At 67.3% G+C, this 20,434-nt stretch carries 28 protein-coding genes; all 28 read right to left on the bottom strand.

The features are described 5' to 3' along the window. Nucleotides 1-147: 147 nt before the first annotated feature. The 28 genes from tatC to thiS all read right to left on the bottom strand — a co-directional run bounded on the left by tatC (nucleotide 148) and on the right by thiS (nucleotide 20,410). Entirely contained in the window at nucleotides 148-930 is a 783-nt protein-coding gene (gene tatC / locus DIE04_RS21270) for a twin-arginine translocase subunit TatC (RefSeq protein ID WP_044845948.1), read from the bottom strand. Nucleotides 931-971: 41 nt separating this feature from the next. After that, the gene (gene tatB, locus DIE04_RS21265; protein WP_044845949.1) at nucleotides 972-1,502 is read right to left on the bottom strand and encodes a Sec-independent protein translocase protein TatB; all 531 of its coding nucleotides are present in this window, start codon (nucleotides 1,500-1,502) and stop codon (nucleotides 972-974) included. Nucleotides 1,503-1,528: 26 nt separating this feature from the next. Further along, the gene (gene tatA, locus DIE04_RS21260) at nucleotides 1,529-1,759 is read right to left on the bottom strand and encodes a Sec-independent protein translocase subunit TatA (RefSeq protein ID WP_044845950.1); all 231 of its coding nucleotides are present in this window, start codon (nucleotides 1,757-1,759) and stop codon (nucleotides 1,529-1,531) included. 93 nt (nucleotides 1,760-1,852) lie between these two features. Then, nucleotides 1,853-2,218 carry a histidine triad nucleotide-binding protein gene (locus DIE04_RS21255; protein WP_044845951.1) on the bottom strand — a complete coding sequence of 122 codons (366 nt, stop codon included), beginning with the start codon at nucleotides 2,216-2,218 and terminating at the stop codon, nucleotides 1,853-1,855. 29 nt (nucleotides 2,219-2,247) lie between these two features. Next, a complete protein-coding gene (locus DIE04_RS21250) occupies nucleotides 2,248-2,640 on the bottom strand; it encodes a hypothetical protein (protein WP_124487859.1) in 393 nt (130 codons plus the stop codon). A 71-nt stretch (nucleotides 2,641-2,711) separates the two neighbouring features. Beyond that, on the bottom strand, nucleotides 2,712-3,077 hold the full coding sequence (locus DIE04_RS21245; RefSeq protein ID WP_044845953.1) for a phosphoribosyl-ATP diphosphatase: 366 nt from the start codon (nucleotides 3,075-3,077) through the stop codon (nucleotides 2,712-2,714). After that, entirely contained in the window at nucleotides 3,074-3,490 is a 417-nt protein-coding gene (gene hisI, locus DIE04_RS21240) for a phosphoribosyl-AMP cyclohydrolase (RefSeq protein WP_124522228.1), read from the bottom strand. The genes DIE04_RS21245 and hisI overlap by 4 nt, the downstream gene beginning before the upstream one ends. Beyond that, nucleotides 3,490-4,263: an imidazole glycerol phosphate synthase subunit HisF gene (gene hisF, locus DIE04_RS21235; RefSeq protein WP_044845999.1), complete on the bottom strand. Its 774-nt coding sequence runs from the start codon at nucleotides 4,261-4,263 to the stop codon at nucleotides 3,490-3,492. Before hisF ends, hisI begins: the two co-directional genes overlap by 1 nt. Nucleotides 4,264-4,367: 104 nt before the next feature. Further along, nucleotides 4,368-5,123 (bottom strand): 1-(5-phosphoribosyl)-5-[(5-phosphoribosylamino)methylideneamino]imidazole-4-carboxamide isomerase, encoded by a 756-nt coding sequence (gene hisA / locus DIE04_RS21230; RefSeq protein ID WP_034183653.1) that lies wholly within the window; start codon nucleotides 5,121-5,123, stop codon nucleotides 4,368-4,370. A gap of 163 nt (nucleotides 5,124-5,286) precedes the next feature. Further along, on the bottom strand, nucleotides 5,287-5,928 hold the full coding sequence (gene hisH, locus DIE04_RS21225) for an imidazole glycerol phosphate synthase subunit HisH (RefSeq protein WP_044845955.1): 642 nt from the start codon (nucleotides 5,926-5,928) through the stop codon (nucleotides 5,287-5,289). Continuing rightward, nucleotides 5,925-6,545 carry a YchE family NAAT transporter gene (locus DIE04_RS21220; protein ID WP_044845956.1) on the bottom strand — a complete coding sequence of 207 codons (621 nt, stop codon included), beginning with the start codon at nucleotides 6,543-6,545 and terminating at the stop codon, nucleotides 5,925-5,927. Before DIE04_RS21220 ends, hisH begins: the two co-directional genes overlap by 4 nt. A 62-nt stretch (nucleotides 6,546-6,607) precedes the next feature. Continuing rightward, a complete protein-coding gene (gene hisB / locus DIE04_RS21215) occupies nucleotides 6,608-7,195 on the bottom strand; it encodes an imidazoleglycerol-phosphate dehydratase HisB (RefSeq protein WP_006751804.1) in 588 nt (195 codons plus the stop codon). 65 nt (nucleotides 7,196-7,260) lie between these two features. After that, nucleotides 7,261-8,334: a histidinol-phosphate transaminase gene (gene hisC, locus DIE04_RS21210; protein ID WP_124522229.1), complete on the bottom strand. Its 1,074-nt coding sequence runs from the start codon at nucleotides 8,332-8,334 to the stop codon at nucleotides 7,261-7,263. Between the two features lie 122 nt (nucleotides 8,335-8,456). Next, the gene (gene hisD, locus DIE04_RS21205; protein WP_124522230.1) at nucleotides 8,457-9,773 is read right to left on the bottom strand and encodes a histidinol dehydrogenase; all 1,317 of its coding nucleotides are present in this window, start codon (nucleotides 9,771-9,773) and stop codon (nucleotides 8,457-8,459) included. A gap of 24 nt (nucleotides 9,774-9,797) precedes the next feature. After that, complete coding sequence (gene hisG, locus DIE04_RS21200) at nucleotides 9,798-10,451, bottom strand: ATP phosphoribosyltransferase (RefSeq protein WP_006751807.1); 654 nt, start codon at nucleotides 10,449-10,451, stop codon at nucleotides 9,798-9,800. After that, nucleotides 10,448-11,797: a UDP-N-acetylglucosamine 1-carboxyvinyltransferase gene (gene murA / locus DIE04_RS21195; protein ID WP_124522231.1), complete on the bottom strand. Its 1,350-nt coding sequence runs from the start codon at nucleotides 11,795-11,797 to the stop codon at nucleotides 10,448-10,450. Before murA ends, hisG begins: the two co-directional genes overlap by 4 nt. Nucleotides 11,798-11,811: 14 nt before the next feature. Then, nucleotides 11,812-12,051: a BolA family protein gene (locus tag DIE04_RS21190; protein ID WP_006477131.1), complete on the bottom strand. Its 240-nt coding sequence runs from the start codon at nucleotides 12,049-12,051 to the stop codon at nucleotides 11,812-11,814. Nucleotides 12,052-12,101: 50 nt separating this feature from the next. Then, complete coding sequence (locus tag DIE04_RS21185) at nucleotides 12,102-12,857, bottom strand: ABC transporter permease (RefSeq protein ID WP_044845960.1); 756 nt, start codon at nucleotides 12,855-12,857, stop codon at nucleotides 12,102-12,104. Next, nucleotides 12,854-13,780, bottom strand: a complete 927-nt coding sequence (locus DIE04_RS21180) for an ABC transporter ATP-binding protein (protein WP_124522232.1) — start codon at nucleotides 13,778-13,780, stop codon at nucleotides 12,854-12,856. Before DIE04_RS21180 ends, DIE04_RS21185 begins: the two co-directional genes overlap by 4 nt. Before the next feature lie 192 nt (nucleotides 13,781-13,972). Next, nucleotides 13,973-14,248 carry a lipid asymmetry maintenance protein MlaB gene (locus tag DIE04_RS21175; RefSeq protein ID WP_044845962.1) on the bottom strand — a complete coding sequence of 92 codons (276 nt, stop codon included), beginning with the start codon at nucleotides 14,246-14,248 and terminating at the stop codon, nucleotides 13,973-13,975. Beyond that, nucleotides 14,245-14,874 (bottom strand): phospholipid-binding protein MlaC, encoded by a 630-nt coding sequence (locus tag DIE04_RS21170; protein WP_044846000.1) that lies wholly within the window; start codon nucleotides 14,872-14,874, stop codon nucleotides 14,245-14,247. Before DIE04_RS21170 ends, DIE04_RS21175 begins: the two co-directional genes overlap by 4 nt. A gap of 110 nt (nucleotides 14,875-14,984) precedes the next feature. Next, on the bottom strand, nucleotides 14,985-15,950 hold the full coding sequence (locus DIE04_RS21165) for a VacJ family lipoprotein (RefSeq protein WP_044845963.1): 966 nt from the start codon (nucleotides 15,948-15,950) through the stop codon (nucleotides 14,985-14,987). Between the two features lie 32 nt (nucleotides 15,951-15,982). After that, nucleotides 15,983-16,543: an outer membrane lipid asymmetry maintenance protein MlaD gene (gene mlaD, locus DIE04_RS21160; protein ID WP_124487854.1), complete on the bottom strand. Its 561-nt coding sequence runs from the start codon at nucleotides 16,541-16,543 to the stop codon at nucleotides 15,983-15,985. Nucleotides 16,544-16,567: 24 nt separating this feature from the next. Then, a complete protein-coding gene (gene mlaE, locus DIE04_RS21155; protein WP_006762098.1) occupies nucleotides 16,568-17,335 on the bottom strand; it encodes a lipid asymmetry maintenance ABC transporter permease subunit MlaE in 768 nt (255 codons plus the stop codon). Then, a complete protein-coding gene (locus DIE04_RS21150) occupies nucleotides 17,332-18,153 on the bottom strand; it encodes an ABC transporter ATP-binding protein (protein WP_044845966.1) in 822 nt (273 codons plus the stop codon). The genes mlaE and DIE04_RS21150 overlap by 4 nt, the downstream gene beginning before the upstream one ends. Before the next feature lie 84 nt (nucleotides 18,154-18,237). Continuing rightward, nucleotides 18,238-19,362 carry a thiamine phosphate synthase gene (gene thiE, locus DIE04_RS21145; protein ID WP_124522234.1) on the bottom strand — a complete coding sequence of 375 codons (1,125 nt, stop codon included), beginning with the start codon at nucleotides 19,360-19,362 and terminating at the stop codon, nucleotides 18,238-18,240. Beyond that, nucleotides 19,359-20,174 (bottom strand): thiazole synthase, encoded by an 816-nt coding sequence (locus DIE04_RS21140; RefSeq protein WP_039322226.1) that lies wholly within the window; start codon nucleotides 20,172-20,174, stop codon nucleotides 19,359-19,361. The genes thiE and DIE04_RS21140 overlap by 4 nt, the downstream gene beginning before the upstream one ends. A gap of 38 nt (nucleotides 20,175-20,212) precedes the next feature. Next, the gene (gene thiS / locus DIE04_RS21135) at nucleotides 20,213-20,410 is read right to left on the bottom strand and encodes a sulfur carrier protein ThiS (RefSeq protein WP_014898319.1); all 198 of its coding nucleotides are present in this window, start codon (nucleotides 20,408-20,410) and stop codon (nucleotides 20,213-20,215) included. Nucleotides 20,411-20,434 lie beyond the last annotated feature (24 nt).

Here is a 20,434-nt window from a genome sequence, read left to right as displayed (position 1 = left end):
CGTTGCTCCGGCATGCCTTCTTCACGGTGAAGAAGCTGCGGGCACCCTCGCGATCTGCGCCATCCGGTCGGCGCGCGCGGCTTCAACGCTGTCGAGGGGCCGTATCGACGACCGCGATCATGCCGGCCGCCGCGCACCGGTCCCGCATCAACTCGCGGCGCCGTTCTCCGCCTCGGGTTCTTCCGTCGGCTTCGGCACGAAGAATCGCGCGGCCAGCAGCCCGATCTCGAACAGCACGACGAGCGGCAACGCGAGCATCAGCTGCGAGAACACGTCCGGCGGCGTCACGACCGCCGCGACGACGAACGCGCCGACGATCACGTACGGCCGCATCTCCTTCAGCTTCTTCAACGTCAGCACGCCCATCCGGACGAGCAGCACGACGACGATCGGCACCTCGAACGTGACGCCGAACGCGATGAACATCCCGAGCACGAAGCTCAGGTAGTTGTCGATATCGGTCGACATCTCCGCGCCGAGCGGTGCGTTGTAGTGCGCCATCACGCGGAAGATCGTCGGGAACACGAGGAAGTACGCGAACGCCATCCCGCACAGGAACAGCACATAGCTGCTGCCGACGAGCGGCGCGACGAGCTTCTTCTCGTGCTGGTACAGCCCCGGCGCGACGAACGCCCAGATCTGGTACAGCACGATCGGCAACGCGATCACGAGCGCGACGAGCATCGTGACCTTCATCGGCACGAAGAACGAGCCGGTGACGTCGGTCACGATCATCCTGCCGCCCTTCGGCAGGTTTTCCATCAGCGGCCGCGCGAGCAGCCGGAAGATGTCGGGCGCCCAGTACACGAGCCCGAGGAACACGACGATCACGGCCAGCCCCGCGCGAATGATGCGGTCGCGAAGCTCGACGAGATGGGAAATGAAGGTTTCTTCCGGGGCGTCGCCCGGGTTCTGCTGGGGGTCGCTCACACCGGCCCTCGGTAGGATTGACGAGCGAGCATGCGCTCGGCTCAGAAGAAGCGCGTCGGCCGGCGCAGGCTGGCCGGCTGGTGGCGCGCGACACGCGCGGCGCCCGACTGCACGTGCGTGCGGCGGGTCGTCGCGCGCTTGTACCAGACAGGCGTCGCCGCCTGTTTCACACGCCAGTTGCGACGCTTCGGCGCGAGCGCGGCCGTGCTGCCGCGCCACGACGGCGCCGCGGGCGTGTCGGAGCCGTACGTACCGGCATCGACCGAGCCTTCGTTAAGGCCGCCGACCGCGGAGTTCCACGTGTCGTTCAGTTCCTTCTCGTGCTCGCGCAGGTTGTCGTGAATCGTCGTCTCGACATTGCGCGCGGCCGTCTCGAAATCGGTCTTCATCGTCCGCAACGCGTCGAGTTCGATTTCGCGCGAGACCTCGGCCTTCACGTCGTTGATGTACCGCTGCGCGCGGCCGAACAGTGCGCCGGCCGTACGCGCAACGCGCGGCAGGCGCTCGGGGCCGAGCACCACGAGCGCGACGACGCCGATCAGCGCCATCTTCGAAAGACCGAGATCCAGCATCGCGAATGCCTGTCAGCGTGCCGGCGTTACGCCTTGTTCGAGTCGGAACGCGTCGTTTCCTTCGCGTTGACGTCGACCGAGCCGTTGCGCGGCAGCTGCTGCGCATCCGCCGGCGTCTCGCCGTCCTTCATGCCGTCCTTGAAACCCTTCACGGCGCTGCCGAGGTCGTTGCCGATGTTGCGCAACTTCTTCGTACCGAAAACCAGCGCGACGATCAGCAGCACGATCAGCCAGTGCCAAATGCTCAATCCACCCATGATGAAACCTCTCCTCAACCACGCCGCGTCGCGGCGCAAATCGCCGGCGGCACGCCGGCTTCGACTATCGATGCGGGGAAACGCCCCGCGACGTCAACCCATCCGCAGCCACGGGCGCGGGCCGGCCAGAATGTGCGCGTGCAGGTGGTAAACCTCCTGCCCGCCGCCGGGGCCCGTGTTGATCACCGTGCGAAAACCGGTTTCGCCGCCCGTGTACGCGACGCCGAGCTGGTCGGCCAGACGCGCGACCAGCAGCATCAGCCGGCCGAGCATCGGCGCGTCGGCCTCGCTCGCCGCCGACAGCGTCGGCACGTGCCGGCGCGGAATCACGAGCACATGCGTCTCGGCCGCGGGGCGGATGTCGCGGAACGCGACGAATTCGTCGTCCTCGTGCACCTTCGTGCTCGGGATCTCGCCCGCCGCGATCTTGCAGAACAGGCAATTCGGATCGTGACTCATGTTGCTCCTGCGAAACGCCCGCGCGCCGGTCAGAACCAGGCCTGCGGATCGAGCGTCTTGTTGTCGTTCAGGTACAGCCAACCTTTGATGATACGGTACAGCGTCCAAATCCACGTGACAAACATGATGACGAATCCCACGCCCACGAACATCAGCGCGAAGCCGATCACGTAAGCGATCAGCGCGCGCCAGAACGTGCGGATCTGCCACTCGAAATGGTCGGCGTACGGCGTGCCGGCCACGTCGCCGCGCTTCACGTAGTTGATGATGATCGCGATGAGGCCGGTGACGCCGCCCGTCAGCCAATGAATCGCGTAGAGGCCGTACAGCACGTGCGTCAACGTGCGCAAACCGTTCAGCCGCTCGGCGTCCGCTGCACCCGGCACCGACGGCGTCGGAAGCTGGCTCGGCGTATCGGTCATGATGCTACCCCCGTTGGATGACAATTCTTACAGCTTACCGCACTGTCGCCGGCGCGGCAGGCCGCGAGCCGTCAACCGCCGTTTTCCTCGCGCTCGCGGCGCTTGCGCAGCGCCTTTTCCTCTATGCCCGACAACCCTTCGCGGCGCTCGAGTTCGGCGATCACGTCGGCCGGGCTCAGGTCGAAATGCGACAGCATCACGAGGCAGTGGAACCACAAATCGGCCACCTCGCCGACCAGCGCCGTCGGCGCGCCGCCCTGGCGTACGTCCTTCGCGGCCAGCACGACTTCGGTCGCCTCTTCGCCGATCTTCTTCAGCACCGCGTCGTCGCCCTTGTGGAACAGGCGCGATACGTACGATTGTTCGGGGTCGCCGCCCTTGCGGCTATCGATCACGGCCGCGAGGCGCAGCAGCGTGTCTTCGGTCGATTGCGTCATTTGTAGATGTGTTCGGGGTCTTTCAGCACCGGATCGACCGCGACCCAGTCGCCGCCGTCCACCGTACCTTCGAATTTCTGGAAGAAGCACGAATGCCGGCCGGTGTGGCAGGCGATGCCCGACACCTGCTCGACCTTCAGCAGCACGACGTCCTCGTCGCAATCGAGCCGCACCTCGTGCACGTGCTGCACGTGGCCCGACTCCTCGCCCTTGAACCACAGGCGCTTGCGCGAGCGCGAATAGTAGACCGCGCGCTGCGTCTCGATCGTCTTCGCCAGTGCCTCGCGGTTCATCCACGCGAACATCAGCACGTCGTTCGTCGACGCTTCCTGCGCGATCACCGGCACGAGGCCGTTGTCGTCCCAGCGGACCTTGTCGAGCCACGCGGGCAAGGATTTCGTTTGCGTATTCATCACAGCCTCACCGCGATGCCCTGCTCGGCCATGAAGCGCTTCGCCTCGCCGACCGTGTGCTCGCCGTAGTGGAAGATGCTGGCGGCCAGCACCGCGTCCGCGCGGCCGTCCTTGATGCCGTCCGCGAGATCCTGCAGGCAGCCGACACCGCCCGATGCGATCACCGGCACCGGCACCGCGTCCGACACGCCGCGCGTGAGCGCGAGGTCGAAGCCCGACTTCGTGCCGTCGCGGTCCATGCTCGTGAGCAGGATCTCGCCCGCGCCGAGTTCGGCCATCTTGCGCGCCCATTCGATCGCATCCAGGCCAGTGCCCTTGCGGCCGCCGTGCGTGAAGACTTCCCAGCGCGGCGCCTCGCCGTCGGCCGACACGCGCTTCGCGTCGATCGCGACGACGATGCACTGCGAGCCGTACTTGTCGGCCGCGTCACGCACGAGCTGCGGGTTCGCGACCGCCGACGAATTCATGCTGACCTTGTCCGCGCCGGCGTTCAACAGGCGCCGCACGTCCTCGACGGCGCGCACGCCGCCGCCGACGGTCAGCGGAATGAACACCTGCGACGCAACGGCTTCGATGATCGGCAGGATCAGGTCGCGCTGGTCGGAGGTCGCGGTGATGTCGAGGAACGTCAGTTCGTCGGCGCCCTGGTCGTCGTAGCGGCGGGCGATTTCGACGGGGTCGCCGGCATCGCGCAGCTCGACGAAGTTGACGCCCTTGACGACACGCCCGGCAGTCACGTCCAGGCAGGGGATGATGCGTTTAGCTAGAGCCATGATGTACGCCATAGGCCGCGGTGGAACGGCCGGTTGCGGAAGCCTCGCGCGAGGCTTCCGGTCGGGGCCGCCTGCGGGCAGCCCCGGCGAACGGGACACCGCGGTTACGCGTTGTCGAGTTCGCCGTTCAGTTCGTCCGCGCGCTTTTGCGCGGCCGCGAAATCGAGATCGCCGGAGTAGATCGCACGGCCGCAGATCACGCCTTCGACGCCGTGCTCTTCCACTTCGCACAGGTTCTCGATGTCCGTGAGGTTCGACAGGCCGCCGCTGGCGATCACCGGAATGCCGACCGCCTGCGCGAGCTTCACGGTCGCCTCGATATTGATGCCCTGCAGCATCCCGTCGCGGCCGATGTCCGTGTAGACGATCGACTCGACGCCGTAGTCCTCGAACTTCTGCGCGAGATCGATCACCTCATGGCCCGTCAGCTTGCTCCAGCCGTCGGTCGCGACCTTGCCGTCCTTCGCGTCCAGGCCGACGATGATGTTGCCCGCGAACGCGGTGCACGCGTCCTGCAGGAAGCCCGGATCCTTCACGGCCGCGGTGCCGATGATCACGTAGGACAGGCCCGCGTCGAGATACTTCTCGATCGTCTCGAGGCTGCGGATGCCGCCGCCGAGCTGAACGGGGATTTCGTCGCCGACTTCGTCGAGGATCGCTTCGATCGCCTCGAGATTCTTCGGCTTGCCGGCGAATGCGCCGTTCAGGTCGACCAGATGCAGCCGCCGGGCGCCGAGATCGACCCACTTGCGGGCCATCGCCGCCGGGTCCTCGGAGAAAATCGTGGCCTGGTCCATATCGCCCTGTTTGAGGCGCACACACTGACCGTCTTTGAGATCGATGGCCGGAATCAGCAACATAGCAATCGGGTGTCGTCGTGGAAAATGAAAAGAATCCGGCGCGCACCGGCCAAACCGGTGCCGCGCCGTCTCGCTAGTTTAGTACAACTCTTTCGGTGCTTAAGCGTGCGAGCCCCGCACGACAGGCGTTTGCGCCCTGTCGACTGTGGCTCGCGCACCACGTTCACGGCTTCCAGTGTACGAAGTTGCGATACAGACGCAACCCGACTTCCGCGCTTTTCTCGGGGTGGAATTGGGTCGCGAAGAGATTGTCCCGCGCGACCGCTGACGTAAACGGCGCGCCGTAGGCCGTTTCGCCGACCGTGTGCGCCGGGTTGTCCGGGCTCACGTAATAGCTGTGAACGAAGTAGAAATACGCGTCGTCGGGCACGCCGTCCCACAGCGGGTGCGGCTGCGACTGGCGCACGCGGTTCCAGCCCATCTGCGGCACCTTGAAGCGCGAGCCGTCGTCCTGCAGCCGGCCGTCGAGCTCGAAGCGCACGACCTTGCCGGGCAGCAGGCCCAGGCCCTTCGTGTCGCCTTCCGCGCTCCAGTCGAACAGCATCTGCTCGCCGACGCACACGCCGAGCAGCGGCTTCGTGCGCGACGCCTCGATCACCGCTTCCTGCAGCCCCGATTCGCCGAGGCAGCGCATGCAGTCGGGCATCGCGCCCTGGCCGGGCAGCACGACACGGTCGGCCGCGCGAATCGCGGCCGGCGTGTCGACGATCGCCACGTCGGCGGCCGGTTCGGCCTTCTTGAGCGCCTGCGCGACCGAGCGCAGGTTGCCCATCCCATAATCCACAATCGCAATCGAAGTTTTCATCTCAGTGCAGGCAGTAGCGCCCTCAGTCCATTGACGATGAATTCCACCGCCAGCGCCGACAGCATCAAACCCATCAGCCGCGTGGCGATGTTGATGCCGGTGCGGCCGATCCAGTTCGCGATCGGCTCGGCAAGCCGCATCGCGAAGAAACACAGCAGAGCCAGCGCCGCGCCGATCGCGACGAGCCCGGCTCGCTCATACCAGTGATGCGAGTTCGCCGCATAGATGATCACCGTGCTGATCGAGCCGGGGCCCGTGAGCAGCGGAATCGCCAGCGGCACGACCGCGATGTTGTCCTTCTGCTCGGCTTCATGGCGCTCCTCCGGCGTCGAGCGGGTGTTGCCGGCCTGAGCGTTCAGCATGCTGATCGCCATCAGCAGCATGATGATCCCGCCGCCCACTTCGAGCGAGCCGACCGATATGCCGAAGAAGTCGATGATCTGCTGCCCGAGCAGCGTCGTCACCGTCATCACGCAGAACACCGACACCGACGCGATCCGGATCGTGCGGCGCCGCTCGTCGTCCGTCTGCTGCGCCGTCAGGCTCAGGAAGAACGGCACCGCGCCGACCGGATTGATCAGCGCGAGCAGGGAAATGAACGATTTGAGCAGATCCATCGCAAGCCGGCGCGCCGCGCCGAAGCCGTGAGGTTGTCCGTGGCGTCCTGTCCGTTCGAAAGTTAGAGGCTGCCCTTCGTCGACGGAATCTGCCCCGCCGCGCGCTCGTCGAGCTCCACCGCCGCACGCAGCGCCCGGCCGAAGGCCTTGAACACCGTTTCGAGCTGGTGGTGCGCGTTGATCCCGCGCAGGTTGTCGATGTGCAGCGTGACGCCCGCGTGGTTCACGAACCCGCGGAAGAATTCGATCGACAGGTCGACGTCGAACGTGCCGATCCGCGCGCGCGTGAACGGCACGTGGAATTCGAGACCCGGCCGGCCCGAGAAGTCGATCACGACGCGCGACAGCGCCTCGTCGAGCGGCACGTACGAATGGCCGTAGCGGCGGATGCCCTTCTTGTCGCCGATCGCCTTCGCGACGGCCTGACCGAGCGTGATGCCGACGTCCTCGACCGTATGGTGGTCGTCGATATGCGTATCGCCATGCGCTTCGACCTCGAGATCGATCAGACCATGTCGCGCGATCTGATCGAGCATATGGTCGAGAAACGGCACGCCGGTGGCCAGCTTCTGCCGGCCCGTACCGTCGAGATCGAGCTTCACACGGATCTGCGTTTCGCTGGTATTGCGAACGACTTCCGCCACACGCATGGCAATTCCTTGATTGAGTCTGATGTAAATGGGGATTGATCGTCGCGCGCCGCCGCGCCCTGGGGTCAACCGGGCAGCGCGAGTTTCAAGGCAGCCAGCAGGCGCGCGTTTTCGTCGGGAGAACCGACGGTCAGCCGCACGCATTCGGCCAGCAACGGATGCATTTTACTCACGTTTTTGACCAGCACCCGCTCGGTGAGCAACGCATCGAACACGGCCGCCGCGTCCGGCACGCGCACCAGCAGGAAATTGCCGGCGCTCGGGAACACCGTCGCGCCCGGCAGCGCGGCCACGGCCTGCGCGAGGCGCGTGCGTTCCGCACGCAGTTCGGCCGCCTGCGCGTCGAGCACGTCGAGGTGGTCGAGCAGGAAATCGGCGGTCGCCTGGGTCAGCACGTTGATGTTGTACGGCGGGCGCACCTTGTCGAACTCGGTCAGCCACGTCGGCAGCCCGGCGAGATAGCCGAGGCGGATTCCCGCGAGGCCGAGCTTCGAGACCGTGCGCATCACGACGACGTTGTCGAACTCGGCGGCACGCGGCAGCCACGAGCGCTCCGCGAACGGCTGGTACGCCTCGTCGATCACGATCAGGCTGTGCCGCGCGGCCGCGATGATCCGCTCGACGTCGGCTTCGTCGTACAGCGTACCGGTCGGGTTGTTCGGGTATGCGAGATAGACGATCGCGGGCCGGTGCTCGGCGATCGCCGCGATCATCGCGTCGGCGTCGAGCGTCAGGTCGGCCTTGAGCGGCACGCCGACGAATTCGAGCTGCGCGAACTTCGCGGACAGTTCGTACATCACGAAGCCCGGCACCGGCGCGAGCACCTTCGCGCCCGGCTTCGCGCAGGCCACCGACATCATGCTGATGATTTCGTCCGAACCGTTGCCGAGCAGCACGTCGCACGCGGCCGGCAAGCCCATCGCACGGCGCAGCTTGTCGAGCAGCGCGCCCGGGCGCGGCGCCGGGTAGCGGTTCAGCGCGACCTGCGCGAGGCGCTCGCCGAGCGCCGCCGCGAGCGGCGCCGGCAGCGAATACGGGTTCTCCATCGCATCCAGCTTCACGAACCCGCTCGCGTCGGGCACCGGGTAGCTCGTCATTGCGAGCACGTCGCGGCGGATGATGTCTTGTGGCGTCGTCATGGTCTCAAGCCGGCGTGCGTCGCGCCGGCGTCAAATTGGTCGGCAAGGCGGCGGCTGCCGCCCTGCGCTTGGTCTCCTCGTCGTCCGGAGTCGATGCGTCGGCATCGGCTCCGGCGCGCGGGTCACCCCTTCATCCGGAGTTCGGCGCTGCGCGCGTGCGCCTGCAACCCTTCGCCGTATGCGAGTTCGGAAGCAATCTCGCCCAGCGTCTGCGCACCTTCGGCGCTGACTTCGATCAGGCTCGAGCGCTTGATGAAGTCGTACACGCCGAGCGGCGACGAGAAGCGCGCGGTGCGCGAGGTCGGCAGCACGTGGTTCGGGCCGGCGCAGTAGTCGCCGAGGCTTTCGCTCGTGTAGCGGCCGAGGAAGATCGCGCCGGCGTGGCGGATCTGCTGGCCCCATTGCTGCGGCTCCAGCGCGGAAATCTCGAGGTGCTCGGGCGCGATGTCGTTCGCGATCCGGCACGCTTCGGCCATGTCGCGCACCTTGATCAGCGCGCCGCGGCCTTCGAGCGACGCGCGGATCACGTCCTGGCGCGGCATCGTCGGCAGCAGCTCGTCGATCGCCTTCTCGACGCGCTCGAGGAACGCGGCGTCCGGGCACAGCAGGATCGACTGCGCGAGTTCGTCGTGTTCGGCCTGCGAGAACAGGTCCATCGCGACCCAGCTCGGATCGGTCGTGCCGTCGCACAGCACGAGGATTTCCGATGGTCCGGCGATCATGTCGATGCCGACCGTGCCGAACACGCGGCGCTTGGCGGACGCGACGTACGCATTGCCCGGCCCGCAGATCTTGTCGACCGCCGGCACCGTGGCCGTGCCGAACGCGAGCGCGCCGACCGCCTGCGCGCCACCGATCGTGAACACGCGATCGACGCCGCCGAGCAGCGCCGCGGCGAGCACGAGGTCGTTCTTCACGCCGTCCGGGGTCGGCACGACCATCACGATCTCGCCGACGCCCGCGACCCGCGCGGGAATCGCGTTCATCAGCACCGACGACGGATAGGCGGCCTTGCCGCCCGGCACGTACAGGCCGACGCGGTCGAGCGGCGTGACCTTCTGGCCGAGCACCGTGCCGTCGCTTTCCGTGTACTGCCAGCTATGGGTGCCGCACTCGATCTTCTGTTTCTCGTGATACGCCCGCACGCGTGCGGCGGCGGCTTCCAGCGCCGCGCGCGCCTTCGGCGCGAGGCCGTCGAGCGCCGTCTGCAGCGCGTCCTGCGGCAGTTCGAGCGCGGCGACGCTGCTGGCGTCCAGCCGGTCGAAGCGGTTCGTGTACTCGAGCACCGCGGCGTCGCCGCGCGACTTCACGTCGGCGAGAATCTGCGCGACCGACTGCTCGATCGCTTCGTCCTCGCTCGCCTCGAACGCGAGCACCGCACGCAGCGCGGCGTCGAAGCCGTCGCTGGTCGAATCGAGTTTGCGGATGGTGATGGCCATGGAAGTTCCGTTACGGTGATGCGCTCAATTGCCATTCTGCGACGCGCGTTCGAACGCGTCGAGAATCGGCTTGAGCGCCGCGCGCTTCAACTTCAGCGCAGCCTGGTTCACGACGAGGCGCGACGAGATCGCCATGATCTCCTCGACCTCGACCAGATTGTTCGCCTTCAGCGTGCCGCCCGAGCTGACGAGGTCGACGATCGCGTCGGCCAGCCCGACGAGCGGCGCCAGCTCCATCGAGCCGTACAGCTTGATCAGGTCGACGTGCACGCCCTTCGCGGCGAAGTGTTCGCGTGCCGTTTCGACGTACTTGGTCGCGACCCGCAGGCGCGCGCCCTGGCGCACCGCGTTCGCGTAGTCGAAACCGGCCGGCACGGCGACCGACATCCGGCAGCGTGCAATGTTCAGATCGATCGGCTGGTAGAGGCCCGAGCCGCCGTGCTCGACCAGCACGTCCTTGCCGGCCACGCCGAAGTCGGCCGCGCCGTATTCGACATAGGTCGGCACGTCGCTCGCGCGCACGATGATCACGCGCAGGTTCGGGTCGGTCGTCGGCAGGATCAGCTTGCGCGACGTTTCCGGATCCTCGGCCACCTGCACGCCGGCGGCCGCCAGCAGCGGCAGGGTTTCCTCGAAAATCCGGCCCTTCGACAGGGCGAGGGTCAGCGGCGCGGTCATGCTTGGCTCCCGGAGAGGCGGCGCACGTTCGCGCCGACGGCGGTCAGTTTGGTTTCCATGCGGTCGTAGCCGCGGTCCAGGTGATAGATGCGGTCGACGAGCGTTTCGCCTTCGGCGCGCAGCCCGGCGATCACGAGGCTCGCCGACGCGCGCAGGTCGGTCGCCATCACGTTCGCGCCGGACAGCTTGTCGACGCCCGTCACGAGCGCCGTGTTGCCGTCGATCGTGATGTTCGCGCCGAGCCGGTTCAGCTCCTGCACGTGCATGAAGCGGTTCTCGAAGATGGTCTCGACGACCTGCGCGGTGCCCGTCGCGACCGAATTGAGGGCCATGAACTGAGCCTGCATGTCGGTCGGGAACGCCGGGTATTCCGACGTGCGGATCGTCACCGCCTGCGGGCGGCGGTCCATCTTCACGCGCAACCAGCTGTCGCCTTCCTCGATCGACACGCCGGCCTCGCGCAGCTTGTCGATCACCGCGTCGAGGATGTGCGTGCGCACGCCCGTCAGCATCACGTCGCCGCCCGCCGCCGCGACCGCGCACAGGAACGTGCCGGCCTCGATGCGGTCGGGAATCACCGAATGGCGTGCGCCGTGCAGCCGCTCGACGCCCTGGATCACGAGGCGGTCGGTGCCGATGCCGTCGATTTTCGCGCCCATCGCGACCAGCAAGTGTGCGAGATCGCTCACTTCCGGCTCGCGTGCCGCGTTCTCGATCACCGTCTCGCCGTCGGCCAGCGTCGCGGCCATCAGCAGGTTTTCCGTCCCCGTCACCGTGATCATGTCGGTCACGATGCGCGCGCCCTTCAGGCGCTTCGCGCGTGCCTCGATGAAGCCGTGCTCGATGCTGATCTCGGCGCCCATCGCCTGCAGGCCCTTGATGTGCTGGTCGACCGGCCGCGCGCCGATCGCGCAGCCGCCCGGCAGCGACACCTTGGCCTCGCCGAAGCGCGCGAGCAGCGGCCCGAGCACGAGGATCGACGCGCGCATCGTCTTGACGAGCTCGTACGGCGCGACGAGGTTGTCGACGCGCGATGCGTCGAGCTGCACGCGGCAGCCGTCCGTTTCGCTCTTCACGCCCATCTGGTTCAGCACCTTCAGCGTGGTGCGCACGTCCTTCAGGTTCGGCACGTTGTCGAGTTCGACCGGCTCGGCGCTGAGCAGCCCCGCGCACAGGATCGGCAGTGCGGCGTTCTTCGCGCCCGACACGACGATCTCGCCCGACAACCGGCGACCGCCTTCGATCACCAGCTTGTCCATCCCATGTCCCTGCGATTCCCCGTTGGCGGCCGGGTGTGCCGTGGCGACGCTCTGGACGGCGTCGCGCTCGTTGACGGTGACTTGCACTCAGTGGTTCCGGTTTATGCGTTCTGCCATTCGGCGGGCGTCAGCGTCTTCATGCTGAGCGCGTGAATTTCCTGCTTCATGCGATCGCCGAGCGCCGCATAGACGAGCTGGTGCCGCTGGATCGGCCGCTTGCCTTCGAAGGCCGCCGACACGATCGTCGCGAAGAAATGCTGGCCGTCGCCTTCGACTTCCAGATGAGTGCAGGCGAGACCGCCGGCGATGTATTGCTTGACCTGTTCGGGAGTCGGCAACATGAGGGGCTCCTGTCGGCGCGCGCCGCCCGTGGCGGCCGCCGCCGTCGATATCAATGACGCAGTTTGTAGCCGGTCGCGAGCAGCCGCATCGCGAACATCGCGAGCAGCACGAAGAAACCGGTGACGATCGCGAGGCTTGCGAGCGGGTTGATGTCGGACGCGCCGAAGAACCCGAAACGGAAGCCGTCGATCATGTAGAAAAACGGGTTGAGACGCGAGATCTCGCGCCACACGGGCGGCAGCGAGTGCGTCGAATAGAACACGCCGGACAGGAACGTCAGCGGCATGATCAGGAAGTTCTGGAACGCGGCGAGCTGGTCGAACTTCTCGGCCCAGATCCCGGCGATCAGCCCGAGCGTGCCGAGGATCGCCGAGCCGAGCAGCGCGAACGCGATGATGAACAGCGGCGCCGCGAAATGCATCGGGATAAACCAGATCGTCACGACGAACACGCCCGCGCCGACCGAGAGCCCGCGCACGACGGACGCGAGCACGTACGCGCCGAAGATATCCTTGTAGGACAGCGGCGGCAGCAGCACGAACACGAGGTTGCCGGTGATCTTCGACTGGATCAGCGACGACGAGCTGTTCGCGAATGCGTTCTGCAGCACGCTCATCATCACGAGGCCGGGGACCAGGAAGCTCACGTACTCGACGCCCGGATACACCTCGACTCGGCCCGACAGCGCGTGGCCGAAGATCGTCAGGTACAGCAGCGCCGTCACGATCGGTGCGCACACCGTCTGGAACGACACCTTCCAGAAACGCAAGAGTTCCTTGTAGAACAGCGTTTGAAAACCGCTCATGCCAATCCCTCGACGACTTCTGCTCCGTTCATCACCTGGACGAACACATCCTCGAGGTCCGCCTTGCGGACCTCGATCTCGTCGAACGTGCAGCCCGCCGCGCGACACTGCGCGAGAATCCGTTCGACATCGTCGTAGCTCGCGAGACGCAGCAGATGCTCGCCCGGCGCGCGTGCGGCCGGATCGGTCTCCAGCCCGCGCAGCTCGGCGGGCAGCGCGCCCGTTGCCAGTCGCAGGTACAGCTGCAACCCCGCGAAGCGCCGCAGCAGCGCGTCGGTGCGGTCGAGCGCGACGACCTCCCCGCGGCGCAGCATCGCGATGCGGTCGCACAGCGACTCGGCTTCCTCGAGGTAATGCGTGGTCAGGACGATCGTGTGGCCTTCGCGGTTCAGCCGCGAGATGAATTTCCACAGCGTCTGGCGCAGTTCGACGTCGACGCCGGCCGTCGGCTCGTCGAGCACGATCACGGGCGGCCGGTGCACGAGCGCCTGTGCGACCAGCACGCGGCGCTTCATGCCACCCGACAGCGCGCGCATGTTCGCGTCGGCCTTCTCGGTGAGGTCGAGATTGGCCATCACTTCGTCGATCCAGTCGTCGTTGCGGCGCAGCCCGAAATAGCCGGACTGGATCCGCAGCGTCTCGCGGACGGTGAAGAACGGGTCGAACACGAGTTCCTGCGGCACGACGCCGAGCGCGCGGCGCGCACCGCGGAAGTCCTTGACGACGTCGTGGCCGCGCACCGAGATACTGCCTTCATCGGCCCGGGCGAGCCCGGCGAGGATACTGATGAGCGTGGTCTTGCCTGCGCCGTTCGGGCCGAGCAGACCGAAAAACTCGCCCTCCTCGACCGACAGGCTGACGCCCTTGAGCGCCTGAAGCGATTTGTAGCGCTTCCTGACGTGACGGATTTCTATGGCTGACATGACTGTGCGCGGCGCAGGGGCCGCGACGCCTATTCTGTGCGTGCTGCGAAAGAAAATGGGGGCCGGACGCCGATTGGCTGCCCCGCAAAACGCTTGATTATAGGGCAAACCGGCTGGTGGAGCCGGCGCCTAAGGCGCGCGGCCTGAAGCGTGCGCGCGCCGGCTGGCGCGGCAGGCTTCGGTCGGACAGGGTCAATGTCGCCCGGTGCCGTCGATGAGCGCGTCGACGCCGTAGGCGCGCGCGAGGCTGGCGAGCTTCGAGGGGAGATTGAGGATGTCGAGGGTCGCACCGCGCGCTTTGGCGGCACGTTGCCATGCGAGCAGCACGGCGAGCGCGGACGAGTCGAACTGCGTCAGCGCCGCGCAGTCGACGGCGGTTTCGCCCGCGTCGATGCGCGCGAGACCGTCCGCGAGCGCGGACTTCGCGCTCGCGACGGTCAGCGAGGAGCCGGCCGCGAAGCCGCTCACGACGCCTGCTTGCCGGCGGCAAGTTCCTGGTTGCGCTGCGTCAGGAACTTGATCAGGCCGTCCACGCCGCTTTGCTGGATCTTCTCGTTGAACTGCTGCTGGTACGTCTGGATCAGCCATGCGCCCAGCACGTTCAGGTCATACACCTTCCAGCCGTTGGCCGTCTTGTACAGGCGGTAATCGATCTGGACCGGCTGGCCGTTGTTCATCGCGACCGTCTTCACGACGACGTCGGTGTCGGCCGGATCGGCACGGAACGGCGGGTACTGGATCTGCTGGTCCGGCTTCAGCTGCGCAAGCGCGCCCGAATACGTGCGGATCAGCAGCAGCTTGAACTGCTCCTGAACCTGTTGCTGCTGCTCGGCCGACGCCGTGCGCCAGTTGCGGCCCATCGCGAGCTGCGTGGTGCGGCGGAAATCGGTGTACGGCAGGATGTCCTTGTTGACGATCGTAATGATGCGGTTGGTGTCGCCCTGCTTGATTGTCTGCTGCTTGACCTCGTCGAGCACCTGCTGCGTCGCCGTCTTGATCAGCGCCTGCGGGTTCGACTGGTCGACTTGCGCGTGAGCTGCGCTGCCGAACGAGAACAGCGCCGCGAAAACGGGAATCAGGAACAGTTTTTTCATCATGGAGACCTGCATGAAGAGTCGATGCGAAGGTTGGAGCCGGTAGATTACGCGAAGGTTCGCGTGCGCTACCGACTGAATCGTTTCCGGCTGTAACGAATGTAAGCGCGTCAGTGCAGCCGGATGCTCGGGAAGCGGAATCCGCCCGGCGACGGCGGCGCCACCTGCATCGGCGGCACGGTCGTCGCGCTGGCCGGGTTCGGCGCCTGGGCGGCACCCGACGCCGGTGCGGCAACGGCCGCGCCCGATGCGCCGGCCGGCGCCGTCGCGCCACCGACTGCCGCGGCGCCCGCCGTCCCGGCCGCACCGGCTGCCGCCGGTGCCGCGCCGTCGTCCGGCAGGTCGTACTTCGGCAGCGCATCGTTGCTCGACGTCGTCGAGGCCTCGCCGCGCGCGTTGTCGATCAGCATCTGGCGGCGTTGCAGGTACGCGTTGCGCACGAACGAATACTTGTCGAGCGCCGCGGCATCCAGCACGTCGCCCGCGCCGAGCAGGTTCGCACGCGTATTGACGAGGTTCACGCCGAACAGGCCCCAGCTCAGGCCGTCCGGCTTCACGTAGGTGAGCGGGTTGCCGACGTAGTCGACGCCGAGGCCGGCCGTGTCGCGCAGCGTGCTCGGGCCGAGCAGCGGCAGCACGAGATACGGACCCGACGGCATGCCGTAGCGACCCATCGTGATCCCGAAGTCGGCCGTGTGCTTCGGCAGTTTCGCGATCGTCGCGACGTCGAACAGGCCGCCGACGCCGAACACCGTGTTGATCACGACGCGCATGATGTCGCCGACGCCGTCCGCGATCCGCAGCTGCACGATGTTGTTCGCCGCGATGTAGACGTCGCCGATGTTCGAGAAGAAGTTCGTCACGCTGTCGCGCACCGGCTGCGGCACCACGTACTGGTAGCCCTTCGCGACCGGTTTCAGCGCGTACGTGTCGACCGTGTCGTTGAACTTGTACATCGACCGGTTGAAGCCTTCGAGCGGATCGCCCTTGGTCGGCGTCTGCACGGTCGCGCAACCGCTCAATGCGGCGACTGCCGCCACCGCGAGCGCGGCGTGCCTGATGCGGATCGTCTGCATGGTCATTACCCTCTTGTCTTTCTCTCGTGTGGTTATTGGGCGGCCGAACCGGACACCGCGGAGGCCGGCACCGCGACCGGTGCGGGCGCCGCCGGTGCAGCCGAGGCGCCGGATGCCGGCTTCGCGCCACCCGCGTCGGCTGCCTTGCTGTACAGGAACTGGCCGATCAGGTTCTCGAGCACGATCGCCGACTGCGTCATCGTGATCGTATCGCCCGCCTTCAGCATTTCGGTGTCGCCGCCCGGATCGAGGCCGATGTACTGCTCGCCGAGCAGGCCCGACGTCAGGATCTTCGCGGACGAATCCTTCGGGAACGGATACTGGCCGTCGATATCGATCGTCACCAGCGCCTGGTAGGTGTTGGGATCGAAGCCGATCGCCTTCACGCGACCGACCACGACACCCGCGCTCTTCACGGCCGCGCGCGCCTTCAGCCCGCCGATGTTGTCGAATTTCATCCGCACCGAGTAGGTCGGCTGAAACGAAAGCGAGCTCATGTTGCCGACCTTGAGCGCCAGGAACAGCACCGCAAGGAAGCCCACCACCACGAACAGGCCGACCCAGAAGTCGAGAGCAGTCTTTTTCATCGTCATCCCAAAATTTGGCTTGGCTGAGGCTTAGCTGAACATCAGCGCGGTCAGCAGGAAATCGAGGCCGAGTACGGCGAGCGACGCGAACACGACCGTCTTGGTCGTCGCGCGCGACACGCCCTCGGGCGTGGGCTTCGCTTCATACCCTTGAAACAGCGCAATGAAGGTCACGGCGAACCCGAACACGATGCTCTTGATCACGCCGTTGCCGACGTCGGCCCATACCTGGACCCCGCCCTGCATCTGCGACCAGAACGCGCCCGGATCGACGCCGATCAGCACGACCCCGACGAAATAGCCGCCGAGCACGCCGACCGCGTTGAAGATCGCGGCGAGCAGCGGCATCGCGATGATGCCGGCCCACAGGCGCGGCGCGATCACCGTCTTGACCGGGTCGACGGCCATCATCTCGAGCGCGGTGAGCTGCTCGCCGGCCTTCATCAGGCCGATCTCGGCCGTCAGCGACGTGCCGGCGCGGCCCGCGAACAGCAGCGCGGTCACGACCGGGCCGAGCTCGCGCACGAGCGACAGCGCGACCAGCAGGCCGAGCGCCTGCTCGGACCCGTAGCGATTCAGCGTGTAGTAGCCCTGCAGGCCGAGCACGAAGCCGACGAACAGGCCCGACACGGCGATGATCACGAACGAATAGTTGCCGAGGAAGTGGATCTGCTTCGTGACCAGCCGCGGCCGGCGCAACAGCGGGAAGAATTCCAGCACGAGGCGCACGAACAGCCGCGTGCCGTAGCCCGCGCGCTCGAGGCCGCCGATGACGTAACGTCCGATCGCGCTGATCATGCGCGCCCTCCGCCGAGCCCGAAATCCGCTGCTAGCGGCGGGCTCGTGTAATGAAATTTGAACGGGCCGTCCGGCGCGCCGTCGATGAACTGGCGCACGCTCGGGTCGGTCGATGCGCGCAGCTCGTCGGGCGTACCCTGCGCGAGCACGCCGCCGTTGGCCAGAAAATACACGTAGTCGGCGATCGCGAACGATTCCGGCACGTCGTGCGTGACGAGGATCGACGTCGCGCCGAGCGCCTCGTTCAGCGTGCGGATCAGGTTCGCGGTGATGCCGAGCGAGATCGGATCGAGGCCCGCGAACGGTTCGTCGTACATGATGAGCTGCGGGTCGAGCGCGATCGCGCGCGCGAGCGCGATGCGGCGCGCCATCCCGCCCGACACCTCGGACGGCATCAGGTCGCGCGCGCCGCGCAGGCCGACCGCGTTGAGCTTCATCAGCACCAGATCGCGGATCAGGTCGTCGGGCAGGTCGGTGTGTTCGCGCAGCGCGAACGCGACGTTCTCGAACACGGACATGTCGGTGAACAGCGCGCCGAACTGGAACAGCATGCCCATCTTGCGGCGCAGCGCGTACAGGCCGTCGCGCGTCTGCGCGCCGACGTCGGCGCCGTCGAACAGCACCTGGCCGCGGCGTGCGCGCACCAGCCCGCCGATCAGGCGCAGCACGGTCGTCTTGCCGCAACCCGACCCGCCCATGACGGCGACGACCTGGCCGCGCCCGAAGCGCATGTTCAGGTTCGACAGGACGAGGCGGTCGCCGTAGCCAAAGTCGACGTCGCGAAGTTCCAGCAGGGTCTCGGTAGGAGTGGGGCTCACGGAGCTGACAGTCCTTTTACGCAGAACGCCGAATTATAGGGCCTGCATTGGAATGATGTCGTGACGCCGTTCCGGGCCCTGCGGTCAATGATTGTCAAATTGTCGGGCAAAGCATTGCTGCAACGCAACAATCGCCGCCCGATAATCGTTGGCGCCCGTGATCGCGCTGACCACCGCGACGCTGCCGACGCCCGTCGCCAGCACGTCCGGCAACGCGTCGAGCCCCACGCCGCCGATCGCGACGAGCGGCGCCCGCGCCCCCGCGAAGCGCGCATAGCGGGCAATCCTCGCCAGGCCCTGCGGCGGCGCCGCGACTGCCTTGGTCGCGGTCGCGTAGACGGGACCGAGCGCCAGATAGCTCGGGCGCTCGTGCAAGGCCCGCAACATCTCGTAATAACCGTGGCTCGACAGCCCGAGCCGCAGGCCGGCGCGCGCGAGCGCGGCCAGATCGGCCGTTTCCAGATCCTCCTGGCCCAGATGTACGCCGTACGCACCCTCTTCTACTGCGATCCGCCAGTGATCGTTGATGAACACACGCGCATCGGGATAGCGGCGCCCTGCCGCGACCGCGCGCGCGATTTCACGGCGCAATGCGTCCGGCTCCGCGCCTTTCACGCGCAGCTGCACGGTCCGCGCGCCGCAATCCAACACGCGCTCGACCCATTCGGCATCCGGGACGACCGGATACAGGCCCAGTTGCGCGGGGCACGGCGGGAATGCCGGCTCCGGTGCGGCGGCCAGGCCGGCGACACGCGGGAACCGTGCCGCGTCGACCGGCCACGCATCGGCATCGCGCGTTTCGTCGCCGTCGCGCCACGCCAGCGCGAGCACCAGCGCGTCGATCGGCGCGAAACCGCAGTCGAGGAACGCGGCGAGCGCCGCGATCCAGTCGTCGGCGAGCGGATGCGCGGCTTCCAGCGCGTGGCGCACGCCCACGGCATGCAGCACGGCGCCGCGCTCGTCGAATTCGATCGCGACCGCGTCCGGCGATGCGGGGCGCGATGCAGCCGACGCGCGCGCCTGCGCGGCACGGTCGCCGGCCGACACGATCAGCACGTCGCCGTCGGCCGGCACGTCGGGCGCCGCGACGCAGAGCCGCCACGGCGTCGTGCCGGCCGGCCAGTCGCCGAGGCGCGCGCGAATCCGCTCGGCCGCTTCGGCCAGCTCGTCGGCCGGCGGCCAGAAGGCATCGGCGAAGCGCACGCTCATGCGCCGCCTCCGTCCTGGTGCCAGAACGGCATCCCGACGACCGGCGTGCTCGCATGCGCGGTCTCGCGCGCATCCATCGGCCCGGCGAGGTAGGCCGCACGGCCGGCCTCGACGCCCTGCGCGAACGCGCGCGCCATGATCTCCGGGTGCGTGGCCTGCGACACGGCCGTGTTCAGCAGCACGCCGTCGAAACCCCACTCCATCACCTGGCACGCGTGCGACGGCACCCCGAGCCCCGCGTCGACGATCAGCGGCACGTCCGGCAGCCGCTCGCGCAACACGCGCAGCCCGTACGGGTTCACGACGCCCTTGCCGGTGCCGATCGGCGCGCCCCACGGCATCAGCGCCTCGCAACCGACGTCGAGCAGGCGCCGGCCGATCACGAGATCCTCGGTGCAGTAAGGCAGCACCTTGAAGCCGTCCTTGACCAGTTGCGCGGCCGCCTCGATCAGCCCGACCGGGTCGGGCTGCAGCGTGTAGTCGTCGCCGATCAGCTCGAGCTTGATCCAGTCGGTGTCGAACACCTCGCGCGCCATGTGCGCGGTCGTCACCGCCTCGGCGACGGTCTGGCAGCCGGCCGTGTTCGGCAGCAGCGGCACCGCGTGACGCTTGAGCAGGTCGAAAAAGCCGGCCTCGGCCGTGCCGCCGGTCATCTGGCGGCGCAGCGCGACCGTCACCATCCCGGGGCGCGACGCGGCGATCGAGTCGGACAGCGACTGCAGCGACGGATAGCGCGACGTGCCGAGCAGCACGCGGCTTGCGAAGGTTTCGCCATACAGCGTCAGCGCGTCGGCGGAAGTGAGGGACGTCATGTCGTTTTCCTGGAAGAGCGGGGGCGAACCGGCGGCGCTCAGCCGCCCGCGACGGGGTGCACCACGTCGAGCTTGTCGCCCGTCGCGAGCGCGCGCGCCGCATGCTGCGTGCGCGCGACGAAATTGCCGTTCAGCGCGACCGCGTACGGCGGACGCGCGCCGTACGCGGCGAGCGCGTCGGCCACTGTCGCGCCGTCGGGCAGCGTCAGCGTCTGTTGGTTGATCTGGATATCCATGAGGCTTGATCGAATTCGGTCGGC

This window comes from Burkholderia sp. Bp8994 (genome assembly GCF_003853805.1).
GTDB lineage: Bacteria > Pseudomonadota > Gammaproteobacteria > Burkholderiales > Burkholderiaceae > Burkholderia.
The sequence above is the reverse complement of the archived record's forward strand: the minus strand, read 5'-3'. Positions and strand labels throughout refer to the sequence as shown.